This is a genomic window from Mesorhizobium sp. M1252, from assembly GCF_040318265.1.
GTDB lineage: Bacteria > Pseudomonadota > Alphaproteobacteria > Rhizobiales > Rhizobiaceae > Mesorhizobium.
On sequence record NZ_JAMYLX010000012.1, the window covers coordinates 51,692 to 66,934 of the forward strand.

Annotated in this window: 16 protein-coding genes; 12 read left to right on the forward strand and 4 right to left on the reverse strand. The window is 63.4% G+C overall.

Annotation, left to right across the window (positions count from 1 at the left end; genetic code table 11):
* Positions 1–213 precede the first annotated feature (213 nt).
* From NKH22_RS22720 to NKH22_RS22735, 4 genes are all read left to right on the forward strand, one after another.
* Positions 214–1,377, forward strand: a complete 1,164-nt coding sequence (locus NKH22_RS22720; protein ID WP_023821118.1) for an ABC transporter permease — start codon at positions 214–216, stop codon at positions 1,375–1,377.
* A complete protein-coding gene (locus tag NKH22_RS22725; protein ID WP_352911064.1) occupies positions 1,374–2,312 on the forward strand; it encodes an ABC transporter ATP-binding protein in 939 nt (312 codons plus the stop codon). Before NKH22_RS22720 ends, NKH22_RS22725 begins: the two co-directional genes overlap by 4 nt.
* Positions 2,309–3,076 carry an ABC transporter permease gene (locus NKH22_RS22730; RefSeq protein WP_352911067.1) on the forward strand — a complete coding sequence of 256 codons (768 nt, stop codon included), beginning with the start codon at positions 2,309–2,311 and terminating at the stop codon, positions 3,074–3,076. Before NKH22_RS22725 ends, NKH22_RS22730 begins: the two co-directional genes overlap by 4 nt.
* Before the next feature lie 259 nt (positions 3,077–3,335).
* Positions 3,336–5,477, forward strand: coding sequence for a sodium-translocating pyrophosphatase (locus NKH22_RS22735; RefSeq protein ID WP_023689501.1), 2,142 nt, complete (start codon positions 3,336–3,338; stop codon positions 5,475–5,477).
* A gap of 77 nt (positions 5,478–5,554) precedes the next feature.
* Here NKH22_RS22735 and NKH22_RS22740 read toward each other — a convergent pair whose 3' ends face one another.
* Together NKH22_RS22740 and NKH22_RS22745 are read right to left on the reverse strand one after the other, a co-directional pair.
* Positions 5,555–6,553, reverse strand: a complete 999-nt coding sequence (locus NKH22_RS22740; protein ID WP_023727522.1) for a glycosyltransferase family 2 protein — start codon at positions 6,551–6,553, stop codon at positions 5,555–5,557.
* A 1-nt stretch (position 6,554) separates the two neighbouring features.
* Entirely contained in the window at positions 6,555–7,100 is a 546-nt protein-coding gene (locus NKH22_RS22745; RefSeq protein WP_245260290.1) for a dTDP-4-dehydrorhamnose 3,5-epimerase family protein, read from the reverse strand.
* Positions 7,101–7,395: 295 nt separating this feature from the next.
* Between NKH22_RS22745 and NKH22_RS22750 the strand changes: the two genes are divergently transcribed.
* Entirely contained in the window at positions 7,396–7,857 is a 462-nt protein-coding gene (locus NKH22_RS22750; protein ID WP_023727523.1) for an anthrone oxygenase family protein, read from the forward strand.
* 75 nt (positions 7,858–7,932) lie between these two features.
* Positions 7,933–8,490: a hypothetical protein gene (locus tag NKH22_RS22755; RefSeq protein ID WP_023705063.1), complete on the forward strand. Its 558-nt coding sequence runs from the start codon at positions 7,933–7,935 to the stop codon at positions 8,488–8,490.
* Positions 8,491–8,548: 58 nt separating this feature from the next.
* On the opposite strand, the gene NKH22_RS22760 is transcribed toward NKH22_RS22755, so the two are convergent.
* Entirely contained in the window at positions 8,549–9,463 is a 915-nt protein-coding gene (locus tag NKH22_RS22760; protein WP_023727524.1) for a LysR substrate-binding domain-containing protein, read from the reverse strand.
* Positions 9,464–9,672: 209 nt separating this feature from the next.
* Here NKH22_RS22760 and NKH22_RS22765 point away from each other — a divergent pair, with 209 nt between their 5' ends.
* Positions 9,673–10,713 (forward strand): helix-turn-helix domain-containing protein, encoded by a 1,041-nt coding sequence (locus NKH22_RS22765; protein ID WP_198024431.1) that lies wholly within the window; start codon positions 9,673–9,675, stop codon positions 10,711–10,713.
* Between the two features lie 100 nt (positions 10,714–10,813).
* Here NKH22_RS22765 and NKH22_RS22770 read toward each other — a convergent pair whose 3' ends face one another.
* The gene (locus NKH22_RS22770; protein ID WP_023669368.1) at positions 10,814–11,326 is read right to left on the reverse strand and encodes an outer membrane protein assembly factor BamE; all 513 of its coding nucleotides are present in this window, start codon (positions 11,324–11,326) and stop codon (positions 10,814–10,816) included.
* 115 nt (positions 11,327–11,441) lie between these two features.
* Between NKH22_RS22770 and NKH22_RS22775 the strand changes: the two genes are divergently transcribed.
* The 5 genes from NKH22_RS22775 to NKH22_RS22795 all read left to right on the forward strand — a co-directional run bounded on the left by NKH22_RS22775 (position 11,442) and on the right by NKH22_RS22795 (position 15,175).
* Positions 11,442–11,984: a ubiquinol-cytochrome C chaperone family protein gene (locus NKH22_RS22775; RefSeq protein WP_352911073.1), complete on the forward strand. Its 543-nt coding sequence runs from the start codon at positions 11,442–11,444 to the stop codon at positions 11,982–11,984.
* Between the two features lie 15 nt (positions 11,985–11,999).
* Entirely contained in the window at positions 12,000–12,548 is a 549-nt protein-coding gene (locus NKH22_RS22780; protein WP_023715400.1) for a YceD family protein, read from the forward strand.
* A 147-nt stretch (positions 12,549–12,695) separates the two neighbouring features.
* Positions 12,696–13,766, forward strand: a complete 1,071-nt coding sequence (gene plsX / locus NKH22_RS22785; RefSeq protein WP_352911077.1) for a phosphate acyltransferase PlsX — start codon at positions 12,696–12,698, stop codon at positions 13,764–13,766.
* Positions 13,767–13,775: 9 nt separating this feature from the next.
* Positions 13,776–14,747 carry a beta-ketoacyl-ACP synthase III gene (locus NKH22_RS22790; protein WP_023669373.1) on the forward strand — a complete coding sequence of 324 codons (972 nt, stop codon included), beginning with the start codon at positions 13,776–13,778 and terminating at the stop codon, positions 14,745–14,747.
* Positions 14,748–14,851: 104 nt separating this feature from the next.
* On the forward strand, positions 14,852–15,175 hold the full coding sequence (locus tag NKH22_RS22795; RefSeq protein ID WP_006201891.1) for an integration host factor subunit alpha: 324 nt from the start codon (positions 14,852–14,854) through the stop codon (positions 15,173–15,175).
* Positions 15,176–15,243 lie beyond the last annotated feature (68 nt).

Consider the following 15,243-nt stretch of genomic DNA (forward strand, 5'->3'; position numbering starts at 1 on the left):
TGTCCCGCCGACCTCACAACCGGTAGCAGGTGCGTGCCTCGACAGGGTTGCTTCCGAACAGGCCGACGCTCGAAAGCTGACGATCCTTCACACCCCCCTCTGGCCTGCCGGCCATCTCCCCCGCAAGGGGGGAGATCGGACTTCGCGTCGGCTTGCGCCGATCACCAGCGTAGTCTGCGCAACGTGGAAAATCGCTCCTCATGAGGGGCATCCATGACCCTGCGTTTCGACAAGCTCGGCATGGTTATCGCGGCGATCGTTGCCTATGCGGCGTTTCTGGCTCCGTTCGCCACCTTCCGCGCCAATCGTATCGTTCCCGGTCAGGCGCGCTCGATCCTGGAGGCGCTGCCGGCCACAGTCGGGCCGCTACTGCTGGCGATCGTCGTCGTGGCCGCAATTGTTGCCTTGCTGAAAACCCCGCTTGTCCTGCGCCTGGCCGCAAGCGTCGTGGCGCTCGCCGCCCTTGCCATCCTGATCGGTGTCGCCGGCACCTTCCTGATGCCGGCCGGCAACACCTTCGCCCGCATCTCGCCGGCTTCCGGGTTCTGGCTGTTGATCTTTGCCTTCACATTGTTGCTCGCCGACGTGCTGACCAGGCTCAACCTGTCGCCACCGGCCCGCGTCGGCGTGCTCGTCGTCGCGGCGCTGGCCATCGGCTTGTTGCTGATATCGGGGCAGTGGGACAGCCTGTCGATCCTCAAGGAATATGCAAACCGCGCCGATAGTTTCTGGGCCGAAGGCTCCAAGCACATCACACTGGCGCTGGGGTCGCTGGCGGCGGCGGTGATCGTCGGCCTGCCGCTCGGCATCCTGTGCCACCGCGTCGAACGGTTGCGGGCCGGCGTGCTCAATGTGCTCAACATCGTCCAGACCATACCCTCGATCGCGCTGTTCGGCCTGCTGATCGCGCCGCTGGGCTGGGTCGCCGCGCATGTTCCGGGTGCCGCAGCGCTCGGTATCAGAGGCATCGGCACCGCGCCCGCCTTCGCGGCTTTGTTCCTCTATTCGCTGCTGCCGGTGGTGGCCAACACCGTGGTCGGGCTTGCCGGCGTACCCCGCGCGGCCAATGATGCAGCGCGCGGCATGGGCATGACCGATGGCCAGCGCCTGTTCGGCGTCGAGTTTCCGTTGGCCTTTCCGGTGATCCTCACCGGCATCCGCATCGTGCTGGTGCAGAACATCGGCCTGGCCACCATCGCCGCACTGATCGGCGGCGGCGGCTTTGGCGTCTTCGTCTTCCAGGGCGTCGGCCAGACCGCAATGGACCTGGTGCTGCTCGGCGCCGTGCCGACGGTGGCGCTGGCCTTCGCCGCGGCCATCATCCTCGACGCAGTGATCGAAATGACCGCCACCAGGCGCAGGGTTGAAACGGCATGATCGAGATCGAAGGCATTACCAAGCGCTATGACGCGACGACCGTGGTCGACGACGTGTCCATGGTCGTCGAGCCGCGCACGGTTTGCGTCATTGTCGGTACCTCCGGTTCCGGCAAGACGACGCTGCTGCGAATGATCAACCGGCTGGTCGAGCCGACCGCCGGCGTCATCAAGCTCGACGGCAACGACAACCGCACGCTGCCCGGCTACGAGCTGCGCCGCAGCATCGGCTACGCTATCCAGGGCCACGGCCTGTTCCCGCACCGCACCGTTGCGCAGAACATCGCCACCGTGCCGGTCCTGCTGGGCTGGGACAAGGACCGCATCAAGGCCCGCGTCGATGAGTTGATGACACTCTACCAGCTCGACCCCGAGGCCTATGGCCCGCGCTACCCGCACGAACTGTCCGGCGGGCAACAGCAGCGTGTCGGCGTCGCCCGCGCGCTCGCCGCCGAGCCCAATGTGCTTCTGATGGACGAACCGTTCGGCGCACTCGACCCGATCATCCGCACCAAGGCGCAGGGGGACCTGCTGGCAATCCAGAAGCGCTTCGGCACCACCATCATCCTCGTTACCCACGACATGGAGGAGGCGGTCCATATGGGCGACAAGATCGCCGTCATGGATGCCGGAAAGCTGGTGCAATACGCCAAGCCGGAAGAGATCCTGGCGCGGCCGGCGAACGCCTTCGTCGAAACCCTGGTCGGCGCCAGCGAAAAGCCGTTCCGGCTCTTGTCGCTCGGCCGCGTGCGCGAGGCCGTGGAAAAGGGGTCTGCCGAAGGCGAGGCGATCCCAGGCGACGCCAGCCAGCGCGACGCGCTGGCCGAGCTTCTGTGGTCGGGCCGACCGGCGCTGCCGGTCAAGGGCGAAGACGGCAAGCCGCTCGGCCGCGTCACCGTCGACGGGCTGGTGAAGCGCGCGGCGAGGCCGGCATGATAGGGGCCGGTCTAAAAGCCTGGCTGCCTTCGCTGCTCAGGCTTGCCCTGGTGGTGCTTCTCATAGCCTTCGTCACCAATCCCGGCTGGTTCGAGCCGCTGTTGAAGCCGCTGACCGAAAACAATGCGCCGGCGATCTACAATCAGGGCAGCCTGCTGACGCTGACCCTGCTGCATCTCAGGACCGTGCTGATCGCTACCGTCGCCGCAACCATCGTTGCCGTGGCGCTTGCCATCCTGGTGACCAGGCCGGCGGGCGCCGAATTCCTGCCGCTGTCGCGCAGTCTGGTCAATATCGGCCAGACCTTTCCGCCGGTGGCGGTGCTGGCGCTGGCGGTGCCCGCCGTCGGTTTCGGCGAGAAGCCGACGCTGATTGCGCTGTTTCTCTACGGCCTGCTGCCGATCTTCGAGAACGCGCTGACCGGCCTCACAACGCTGCCGGGCAACATCATGGAGGCCGCGCGCGGCGCCGGCATGACGGGCTGGCAAAGACTGGTCAAGGTCGAATTGCCGCTGAGCGCGCCGATCATTCTGGGCGGAATAAGGCTGTCGGTGGTGATCAGCCTGGCCACGGCGACGATCGGCTCGACGGTTGCCGCCAAGACGCTGGGCGAGGTGATCATCGCCGGCCTGCTGTCCAACAATCTCGCCTTCGTCCTGCAAGGCGGCCTGATCGTCGCTGCCCTTGCGGTGCTGATCTATGACGGCCTTTCGGCGGTCGAACGCTACACGGCGCGCAAGATGGGGCAGGAGACTGGCGACTGACCTTCGCTGGACTGCGGGCAAGCAGTGACTGACGCAGCGTCATTTCAACCGATCTAATAGCAAGGCATCGGCCACGGGAATGTTCTGGCCTAAACTTTTGGCTGAAAGCGGGGCAAAAACCGAACAATATCTTGACGTTCCGAGCCCTGTTTCGCATACACCGCTGGGAAGGACGGATTCCGCCTAGGCTTTATCCGCTCCCCGCACCAACGGCCCAGGGAGGGGTTCTTTTGGGCCATCAATCGAGGAAAATTCGGCAATGACCATCATTTCTGCCGTCATCGCCTGCGGCTTGCTTTCAATCCTTTACGCCATCTGGGCGACACGATCGGTTCTTGCAGCCGATCAGGGCAACGCACGCATGCAGGAAATCTCCGCCGCCATCCGCGAAGGCGCGCAAGCCTATCTGGCGCGCCAGTACACCACCATCGCCATTGTCGGCGTGGTCGTGCTCGTGCTCGCCTGGTGGCTGCTTTCGATCACCGCCGCGGTCGGCTTCCTGATCGGCGCCGTGCTTTCGGGCGCCGCCGGTTTCATCGGCATGCACGTCTCGGTGCGCGCCAATGTGCGCACCGCGCAGGCGGCGTCCAACAGCCTCGCCGCCGGTCTCGACATCGCCTTCAAGTCGGGCGCCATCACCGGTATGCTGGTGGCTGGCCTGGCGCTGCTCGGCGTGTCGATTTACTACTATATTCTGACCGGCCCGATGGGCCTGCAGCCCAATGACCGCATCGTCATCGATGCGCTGGTTTCGCTCGGGTTCGGCGCATCGCTGATCTCGATCTTCGCCCGTCTGGGCGGCGGCATCTTCACCAAGGGCGCCGACGTCGGCGGCGATCTCGTAGGCAAGGTCGAAGCCGGTATTCCCGAAGACGATCCGCGCAACCCGGCCACCATCGCCGACAATGTCGGCGATAATGTCGGTGATTGCGCCGGCATGGCCGCCGACCTCTTCGAGACCTATGCGGTGACCGTCGTTGCCACCATGGTGCTGGCTGCCATCTTCTTCGGCGGAACCGCCGCTCTGGGTGCGGCGATGCTCTATCCGCTCGCCATCTGCGGCGCCTGTATCCTGACCTCGATCGTCGGCACCTTCTTCGTCAAGCTCGGTTCCAACGGCTCGATCATGGGCGCCCTCTACAAAGGCCTGATCGTCACCGGCCTGCTGTCGATCGTCGGTCTCGGTGTCGCTACCTCGGCAACCGTCGGCTGGGGCGAGGTCGGCACCGTCGCCGGCATGACCATCATCGGCAAGAACCTGTTCATCTGCGGCCTGATCGGTCTCGTTGTGACCGGTCTTATCGTGGTGATCACCGAATATTATACCGGCACCAACAAGCGCCCGGTGAACTCCATCGCCCAGGCCTCGGTGACCGGTCACGGCACCAACGTCATCCAGGGACTTGCGGTGTCGCTCGAATCGACCGCACTGCCGGCAATCGTCATCGTCGGCGGCATCATCTCGACTTACCAGCTCGCCGGCCTGTTCGGGACGGCGATCGCGGTCACCACCATGCTCGGCCTGGCCGGCATGATCGTCGCCCTCGACGCCTTCGGCCCGGTCACCGACAATGCCGGCGGCATTGCCGAAATGGCCGGCCTGCCCAAGGAAGTGCGCCACTCCACCGACGCGCTCGACGCGGTCGGCAACACCACCAAGGCGGTGACCAAGGGCTATGCCATCGGTTCGGCCGGTCTTGGCGCGCTGGTGCTGTTTGCGGCCTATTCGAACGATTTGAAGTTCTTTGCCGCCAATGGCGACAAATATCCGTACTTCCAGGGCATGGGCGATGTCTCCTTCGACCTCTCCAATCCCTACGTCGTAGCCGGCCTGATCTTCGGCGGTCTGATCCCGTACCTGTTCGGCGGCATCGCCATGACGGCCGTCGGCCGCGCGGCGGGCGCCATCGTCGAGGAGGTGCGCAAGCAGTTCCGCGAGGATCCGGGCATCATGGCCGGCACCTCCAAGCCGAACTATGCCCGCGCCGTCGACCTTCTGACCAAGGCGGCGATCCGCGAAATGATCATCCCCTCGCTGCTGCCGGTGCTGGCGCCGCTCGTCGTCTATTTCGGCGTGCAGCTGATCTCGGGCTCCAAGGCGTCCGCCTTTGCGGCACTCGGCGCCTCGTTGCTCGGCGTCATCGTCAACGGCCTGTTCGTCGCCATCTCGATGACTTCGGGCGGCGGCGCCTGGGACAATGCCAAGAAGTCGTTCGAGGACGGTTTTGTCGACAAGGACGGCGTCAAGCACCTCAAGGGGTCCGAAGCGCACAAGGCTTCGGTCACCGGCGACACGGTTGGCGATCCCTACAAGGACACCGCCGGCCCGGCGGTCAACCCGGCAATCAAGATCACCAACATCGTGGCGCTTCTGCTGCTGGCCGTGCTCGCGCACGGCTAAGGCAACGCCACTGCTTCAGGAACAAACCCGCGGGAGCGATCCCGCGGGTTTTTGTTTGAGATTTACGCTGGTGGCAGTCAACCCTCATCCGGCTCGGTCCCCACATCGCCGCGCTTGCTGTAGCGATCCAGCAATTCGCTCACGCCAGGTTCGCGCTCAGGCATCGGCGCCAGGCCACGCAGGCGCCGCAGCTTGGCAAGGAAGGCGCCTCGCTTATACTTGCGGCGGAAGGCGCGGGCGCGGGGATGGATGCCAAGAGCCGCCATCAGCCTGCGCCTGAGATAACTCGATGCCGCCAGGCGAATGGGTTCGCCCGCGCAGCCAAGGATTTTCACGCGCAAGGCGTCCGGCGTCTGCATGGCATCCAGAAGATCCTTCTGTTCCTGCGCATTGTCGCCGAGATAGGAACCCTTGCGTATGCCGGAATGCAACTTGATCACCGTGAGGTGCGGCATCGTCGCGATCACCGCGCCCTTTCGCCATGCCCGAAACAGCCAGTCCTGCGAGCTTTCGCAAAAGCACTGGCTGGCGGGTCGCCAAGGTCCGAGCAGGCTGAACGAAGCGCGGCGAAACATGTGTGCCGAGCCAAATCCTTCCGTCGTGACGGGGTCGTAAAAACCATCCTTGCCGATCCCGAAGATCGAATTGACAGGATTGCCGGCCGCTGACGGCGGCTGGATGACGGCACCGCGCGCCAGCACCACGTCGGCGCCCGAGGCGTCGATCCAGCCGGTCATCGCCGCCAAATGGTCGGGAAACCACAGATCGTCGTGGTTGAGCAAGGCGACGAAGCGGCCACGCGCCCTGGCAAAGCCGATATTGTTGGGACCGGACTGTTCGCCGAAATTGACAGGAAGATCGATGTAGACGATGCGGGCATCGTCAAATTCAGCGACAACGGCCGCCGTATCCGGCCTGCAACCGTCGCCGATGACCAAGGCTTCCCAGTCTTGCATCGTCTGGCGCATGACGCTGGTCAATGCCTGCCGCAGTGCTGCCGGCCGGTTGTGCGTCGCGATCACGATCGAAACCAGCGGTTCGCCGCCGGCCTGTTCGCGCTGCGCCGATGCTTCCACGCTACACCAGTCTGTAGGGAATGTGGTCGGTGTCTGGCGGCAGGCGCCAATGGTCGGGCTGATCGTAGGCATAGGCCTTGTCGACGAGGTTGAGCAGCACCGCCGTCTCCGCTCCGAGCGAAACAACACCGTGCCATATTCCGGGTGGAATGATGACGACCGCCGGGCGCAACGGGCCGATAATCTTGTGCCAGACGGCGCCGAAGGTCGGCGAGGCCTTGCGTCCGTCAAACAGCGAAATGCGAACGCTGCCGACGCAGCAGAACAGCCGGTCGGTCGTCACCGCATGGGCATGCCAGCCCGTCACCGCGCCGGGATACAAGGTGCGTTGGAAGACCTGGCCGACCGGCTCCGAATCGAGCTCCCACTCCTCGCGAAAGATCTCGGTCAGATAGCCGGTGGAGGTTGCGACCGGCCTGATCTCCTTGACCCTCACGCCATCGATCGCCACCGGCTCGATGGGTATCCAGTCAGGCGTGACCACCTGGCCGTCAGCCGTTCCGGTCGCCATCCAGTCTGTCGGTTTTGTCCGGGTTTTTTCCGGCACGGATGCTCCTCCCAATTCAGCGTGATGCGCCATTGGCCAGCACGGTCTGATACGAATTTGACCGGTCGCTGGCAAGTACGCGTCAAGGTTTGCTGATGGGTTTCGATCTCACGGCACTTGATGTTTTGATGCAATCGGAGGGCCGCATTGCCCAAACATCGTTCCGTTCTGCCCAAGCCCGGACCGTTCGCCTGCTTTAATACCCCGGCCATGGCCAGGACATTGCGATCGACGCGGTGTCTGCTCGCCCTCGCGGCGATTTCGGGCAGGGAAAGGCATTTCGGCAGGAAAAGACATGGACATGTTTTTGATGACGGCTTCGCTTGCGCTGGCTGGAATTATTGCCGGCATCTACGTCTCGGGCGTAATCCATGATTTTCGCATCGATGATCTTACCGCCGGCCAGTACATGGCCATGCATCAGATGCGCGACCGGACGTTTACCCGGGTGATGCCGGTCGTCAGGCTGACGACGCTGGTGCTGATCGCGGCGACGGCGATGTTTGCGGTCGATGCCGGCCTGCCGCGCATCCTGACGATCGTCGCCGCGGCGCTGGTGGTGATCGACATTGGCTTCACCGTCAGCCGTCAGGTGCCGCTCAACAAACAGGTGCAGAGCTGGACGCCGGTGACCATCCCCGATGATTGGGCGCAGACGCGCGACAGCTGGGCGGCCAACCACAATCTGCGCCTTGTGCTTGGACTGGCCGAATACGCCTGCCTGTTTGCCGCGGTCATCCTGACGCTCAGCCGGTGATTCAGTTTTCGCGGAACGCCGCGGCATGGGTCGGCACTTCTGCCGGCCGCCGCCGTTGAAAACAGGAGTATTGCCATGCTGCACCACGCTTCATTCAACGCCCGCGATCCGCAGGCCGTCGCCAGCGTCCTTGCCGAAATGCTTGTCGCCACCGCGGTTCGTGCGCCGTCGCCGCCATTTCCTGAGGGAGCATGGTTCGTCTGCCTCGGCGACGATTTCGGCTCGCTGATCGAAATCCTGCCGTGCGGCACGGTTCTGGACCAGCAAGCGCCGCTCGGCATCGGCTTCGACCCGAACATGCGCCTGCGCTCCGGCTCGCATGTGCTGCTCAGCACGCCCAATTCGACCGAAACCATCCAGGGCATTGCCGCCCGCATGGGCTGGCATAGCGAGCTGATCGATGCGCGCCTGTTCAAGGTGCTCAAGGTCTGGGTCGAGGACGAAACCCTCGTCGAATTCCTGACGCCCGAGATCGCACCGCTGTACCGCGCGACATTCGGCTGGGGCGGCATGGCGACACTCGACGCCAAGCTGCGCGAGCTGGAGAGCCAGATGGCGGCAGCGCTTGCCGCCAAGGCCGCGAACCAGTCGGGCCGCAAGGATGACCAACCGGCCGGTGCAATGAGTCCGTGAGCACCGGGGGGCGCCTTCTGCTGACCTCCCGAGGAGAGTTCCCAAACGGCCGCCGAGGTCAACCGGCGCCGGCGCTGTCGCCGGCTTCCGCCTTCAGCCAGTTGATGAATGATCTGGCAGGCTCCCAGGCGGAGATGGACGGGTGGACGACGACGTAGTGGTTCCAGTTCGTCGGTATGTCCGTTGTCAGGAGGCGGACGAGCCTGCCTGTGCGCAAATCGCTCTCGACCAGCGACTTCCTCGCGATGGCGACGCCCAGACCGCTCGCCGCCGCTTCGACCGCCAGCAAGGTGCCGTTCAGATTCATGCCGTCGCCAACCGTATCCAGCGGCAGATTGTTTCTCTCGAACCAGTGGCGCCAATTGGCGCCGCTCTCGTCATTTTCGGCCGTCGTGTCGAGGATGCGAAACAGTCGCAGCACATCGTGCTGGTCTCTGACCGGGCCGTTGGCGGCGAGATAGTCGGGACTGACGACAGGAAAGATCGCATCTGCCATCAGCCATTCGGTCTTGACGGCCGGATAGTGTCCGCCGCCGAAGCGCAATGCGATGTCGACTGTTCGCTGCGAAAGGTCGACGACTGCAAGATCCGCATTGATGTCGATCTCTGTTTCGGGATGCTTTTTGCGAAACCTGTGCAGGCGCGGGGCCAGCCAGCGTACGGCATGCGAAGGAATGGCGGTGACCCTCAGCCTCGTGCGCTCGTTGCGCGCGACACTCGCGATCGTGCTCTGGATTTCCAGCAATGCGCGTCGCACGCCTGCGGACAATCTTTCGCCTTCAAGCGTGAGTTCGACGCGGCGGACATGGCGGGTGAACAGAAGCACGCCGAGATCGGCTTCGAGATCGGCGATGCGGTGGCTGAGCGCGCTTGGCGTAACATTCAGCTCATCGCCGGCGCGCTTGAAGCTGCCCAGCCGGGCAATGACCTCGAAAGCCCGAATGGATTCCAGTTGTGGAAGCCGTCTTGTCATTTGCCGTTACCCTATCCTGCCCATGGGTTCCTTAGCATGAATGAACTAAGCTCATCCATAGCTTCGTAAATAGTCTTTTGTCCAAGTGCGCAAATCATTGTAGCCATCCACTGCCCCCCGATTGCCGCCGTCGGAATGAGAGGCCGTTCATGGAACGAGCCTCGACTACGAACGACAGTGAAATGAAGACAATCGCTTGGGAGTACCCCATGACTATTCGACCCCCCGAGTTTGCGCATGCGCGCTTTTCGACCGCCATGTGGCCCCGAGCCGAATGGAGAAACGTCTATTGCGACCTGTTGCGCCGGATGGTGACCGACATGGATTTTAACGTCACGGAGGAAAAGCTCTCCGTCGACGCGACCATCCTGCGGCTGCCGGGCGTCGGCATTGCCGATTCGAGGACCACCGCCTTCCGCACCATCCGTTCCAGCGCCATGGCCAAGGGGACCGATGACTACATTTTCTTCATGTGTCTGGAGGGCGCTGCCACCTTCTCGCATCTCGGCCGCGAGGCCAGCATCGAGGCCGGCCAGGCAATCCTTCTGTCCTCCTCTGATCCGCATGTGATCGAGCGGGCGATGTCGCATCATCTCTTCATCACCATCCCCAAGGCAGCGCTCGGGCCCGTGGCTGCGAATGCGGATGCCGCCCTGATGACGCCGATGTCATGCGTGGGCGAAAAGTTCTTGCTGCTGACCAGCTATGTCCGTCTGCTGATGCAGGAGCCGAACCTGGCCGCGTCCGAATTGCGCTGGCTTGCCGCCAAGCACATACAGGACCTTGTCGCGGTCGTGGTCGGGGCAACGCAGGACGCCACTGAGGTCGCCGCAGGCCGCGGCATACGCGCCGCGCGGCTGCGCGCCATCAAAGCCGATATCGAAAGCAATCTGGCTTCCGGCGATGTCGGGTCCGACGCGCTGGCCGGGCGCCACCGCGTCAGCGCGCGCTATATCAGAAAGCTGTTCGAGGGTGAGGGTACCTCGCTGTCGCAGTTCGTGCTTGGCCGGCGGCTGGCGCTGGTTTGCAGCAAGCTATCCGACCTGCGCCTGGCACACCGCACCATCGGCGCCATCGCCTTCGACGCCGGCTTCGGCGATCTCTCGACCTTCAACCACGCCTTCCGCCGGCATTTCGGCATGACGCCTTCGGAAGCGCGGCAGAGTGCGGCTGTGCACCGCGCCTCGCTGGAGCCCGGCGGCCGAACAGGCCACGCGCGGCAAAGCGCGACGGGTGTTGCGGCCGCATGACCTCAAAACAAAAGCCCGCAGGATCGCTCCCGCGGGCTTTTGGTCGCCTGAGATGGTGTCGCTTCGGGGGAAGCAAAAATCTAAGGAAGGCGGTCGCTTCTTAGGCGCCGCCGCCAGGAATGGGGGGCGCCAGCTTGCTGGCGCCTTTGATGATCTGGCTGAGGAAGTTCTGGTCCTTCCCGCCGGTCGGCGTGGTGCGCGAGATGAAGTCGAAAATCTTACCGTCCTTCAGACCGTAATTGGCAATCTGGGTGACGCGCCCGTCCTCGCCAAAATAGACCGCGAGCACTTTCTGGTCGACCAGGCGCGGCTTGTCGAAAGCGACATAGCGCTTGCGCGTCTGCGAAATGTAATAGAACGCCTCATTGTCGAAGGTGGCTTTCGTCGATGGCGTGCCGAGCGCCAGAAGCACCTGTTCGCGGCTGGAGCCCACCGGCACCGAATCGACCGCCTGCTGGTCGATAACATAGCCCTGCGTCAGCGTCTCGCTAGGGTTAAGGTCGCCGAACATCTTGGACGAATTGCAGCCCGACAGCGCGGAAGCCACCAGCACCAGCGAAACCGCGGCGGTGGCCCCAGGCAGAAAAGTCGACTTGAATTTCAGCGCGCGCAACAACAACTCCATTAGCTGGCCGCAACTTGCGCTGGGCGGCAAAACCGGTAAACCAGCTTGCTTGCCGATGCAACAAGGCCCATTCAAACAATCGGTCCCCAGGAGACCACCCTCAATGTTCCAGCGCCTTTTTGGCCGCGAACGCAACGCCAACCGCGCTATCACCGAGGCGCTTTACGCACAAATCGTGGCGGCGGCGCGGCAGACCGTGTTTTATTCCCACTGGAATGTGCCGGATACGCCGCTCGGCCGTTTCGAGATGCTGTCGCTGCATATGTTCCTGTTTCAGCACCGGCTCCGCGGCGAAGAGGGCGTCGCGCATGAGGTCGCGCAGGTGCTGATCGACGAGTTCTTTCTCGATGTCGAGCATTCGCTGCGGGAACTGGGCGTTGGCGATGTCGGCGTGCCCAAGCGCATGAAGAGGCTGGCCAAAATGTTCTACGGCCGTACCGCCGCCTATGACGACGCGCTGGAACGCAGCGACCGCGACGCGCTTGCTGCCGCCCTGGCGCGCAATGTCAGACCCGATGTCGGCGCCTGGCCGCAAGCCTTGCCGCTGGCGTCCTATGTAATCGATGCCGCAAGGCAGCTTGAAGCACAGCCGTCCGAATCGATCGTTTCCGGTGCCGTGGCGTTTCCCGTCGCGAAAGCGGAGTGAGGAGGGGAGACCAAGATGAAACATGTGGACACGCCTAGCCCGGTCTCATTTGCGGCCAATGTCGGCCGCCTGCCGCACAAAGGTTTGCAGGTGGTGATCGACGCCGACGCCGCGCAGCGCGCAATGCTTGCGCGCGAGCACGAGCTGCTTTCGGTCGAAAACTACCGTGCTGAGCTTTTGGTGGCGCCGTGGAAGCGCAATGGCGTCAAGGTCAGCGGCCGCGTCGAGGCTGATATCACCCAGGCCTGCATCGTCACCCTTGAGCCGGTCGCGGCCCATATCGACGAAGAGGTCGAGGCGCTGTTCCTGCCCGAACAATCCAAACTCGGACGGCAAGGTTTCGAAGGCGGTGGCGAAATCCTGCTCGACGCCGAAGGGCCGGACAGCCCGGAAACTTTCTCCGGCGACACGATCGACGTCGGCGCGCTCGCCGAACAGTTCTTCGGGCTGGCGATCGATCCCTATCCGCGCAAGGCAGGCGCCTCGCTCGATGCCGCCGGCCCGAACGAGCCCGTCGAGAATGAATTCCAGCAAAAGCTGCGATCCTTGCTTGGAAAATCCTAAAACACGAAGCGATCGGAGAAAAGCCGGTTGTGCGGCAGCCCAAAACCGCTATTTTCGCCGAACCTTCGCGAGCCCCTGAATTTCGCGAGTTTCGTATTTCTTTCGCGGGCCATGTGCCCTGGCCCAAGCTAGTGAGATAAAGACCGCGTGATCAGGATTTCCATCGATGCCATGGGTGGCGATCACGGGCCAAACGTGGTCATCCCGGCACTCATGACGGTCGCCGTCAGGCGTCCCGACATCCGCTTCGTCATATATGGGCGCGAGGAATTGGTGCGCACCGAACTCGCCAAATTCCCCAAACTGGCCGAGGTCAGCGAGTTCCACCATTGTGAAGTCGCGGTCAGGATGGACGACAAGCCGAGCCAGGCGCTGCGCCACGGCCGCTGGAAGTCGTCGATGTGGAAGGCTGTCGAAGCAGTCAAGAGTGGCAGCGCGCAGGCCTGCATTTCGGCCGGCAATACCGGCGCGCTGATGGCGATGTCGAAATTCTGCCTGCGCACGATGGCGACCATCGACCGTCCGGCGATCGCGGCGATCTGGCCCACGATGCGCGGCGAGAGCGTGGTGCTGGATGTCGGCGCCACCATCGGCGCCGATGCGCACCAGCTGATCGACTTTGCCATTCTCGGCACCGGCATGGCGCGCTCGGTGTTCGGCATCGACCGGCCGAAAGTCGGCCTGCTCAATGTCGGCGTCGAGGAGATCAAGGGACAGGAAGAGGTCAAGGAAGCCGGGCGCATGCTGCGCGAGGCCAACATGGCCTCGATGAATTATCATGGCTTCGTCGAGGGTGACGACATCGGCAAGGGCACGGTCGACGTGGTCGTCACCGAGGGCTTTGCCGGCAACATCGCGCTCAAGACGGCAGAAGGCACTGTGCGCCAGATCTCAGGCTATCTGCGCGCCGCGATGAACCGCACGCTGATGGCCAGGATCGGCTATGTCTTCGCCAAGGGCGCTTTTGACCGCCTGCGCGAAAAGCTCGATCCGGGCCGCTCCAATGGCGGCGTTTTCCTGGGTCTGAACGGCATCGTGGTAAAGAGCCATGGCGGCGCCGATTCGGACGGTTTCGCGGCGGCCATCGAGCTTGGCTACGACATGGTGCGCAACAATCTGATCGACCGCATCGAGGCCGATCTCGACCTGTTCCATGCGCGCAACCCGCATGCCCAGGCAAACAGGAAATCCGACGCCACCGTCGACGAAAAGGAATAGGAAAGAGCTTTGATCAGATCAGTCGTGCGCGGCACCGGTGCTGCGCTGCCCCGCCGCATCATGAAGAATGCCGATTTCGAAGGCATGGTCGAGACCTCGGACGAGTGGATCGCCCAGCGCACCGGCATCCGCCAGCGTCATATCTCCGCTGATGACGAGACGACGGCGTCGCTGGGCGAGGCGGCGGCGCGCGCAGCGCTCGACAATGCTGGTCTTACGCCTGCCGACATCGACCTGATCGTGCTGGCGACCTCGACGCCCAACAACACCTTTCCGGCGACCGCCGTCGAGATCCAGAACCGGCTCGGCATGCATCACGGCTTTGCCTTCGACCTGCAGGCGGTGTGCTCGGGCTTCGTCTATGCGGTGACCACCGCCGACCTCTACATCAGAGGCGGCCTCGCCAAGCGCGTGCTGGTGATCGGCGCGGAGACCTTTTCCCGCATCCTCGACTGGAGCGACCGCTCGACCTGCGTCTTGTTCGGCGACGGCGCCGGCGCGCTGGTGCTGGAAGCGGATGAGGGCACCGGCGGCATTGCCGACCGTGGCGTGCTGGCGATGAGCCTGCGCTCCGACGGCGCCCACAAGGACAAGCTTTTCGTCGATGGCGGTCCCTCGACCACCGGCACGGTCGGCCATCTCAGGATGGAAGGTCGCGAAGTGTTCAAGCACGCCGTCGGCATGATCACCGACGTCATCGAGGCGACGTTTTCGCAGGCCGGCATAACCGCCGACGACCTCGACTGGTTCGTGCCGCATCAGGCCAATAAACGCATTATTGACGCTTCGGCCAAGAAGCTCGGGATTGCTGAGCAAAAGGTGGTGGTCACCGTCGATTTGCACGGTAACACCTCGGCTGCTTCCGTGCCGCTGGCGCTTTCGGTGGCCGTCGCCGACGGTCGCATCAAGAAGGGTGATCTCGTGCTCCTGGAAGCGATGGGCGGCGGCTTCACCTGGGGCGCGGTTCTCGTTCGCTGGTAAGTGCCGAACGGTCCGGTTTCGGTCCTTGACCTTGCCGGATCAATTACTTAGGCTCTGCCTTTACCTGTATCGATTTATGTTTTTTGAACTGATGGGACGGTCGCATGGGGGGAAAGACACTTACGCGCGCCGACCTTGCCGAAGCTGTTTACCGTAAGGTCGGCTTGTCACGCACTGAATCGGCAGAACTCGTCGAGGCGGTGCTGGACGAAATCTGCGAAGCCATCGTACGCGGCGAGACGGTGAAGCTGTCGTCCTTCGCCACCTTCCACGTCCGTTCCAAGAACGAACGCATCGGCCGCAATCCCAAGACCGGCGAGGAAGTGCCGATCCTGCCGCGCCGGGTGATGACCTTCAAGTCGTCGAACGTGCTGAAAAGCCGTATCCTGCGCTCGCACCAGAACAGCAAGGCCAAGGGCGGCAAATAGGTTCTGCCGCAGGCTTCGGTTGAAAACGCCGGGCCGTTTTGACGCCGGGCTTGAATATTGTTTCATAA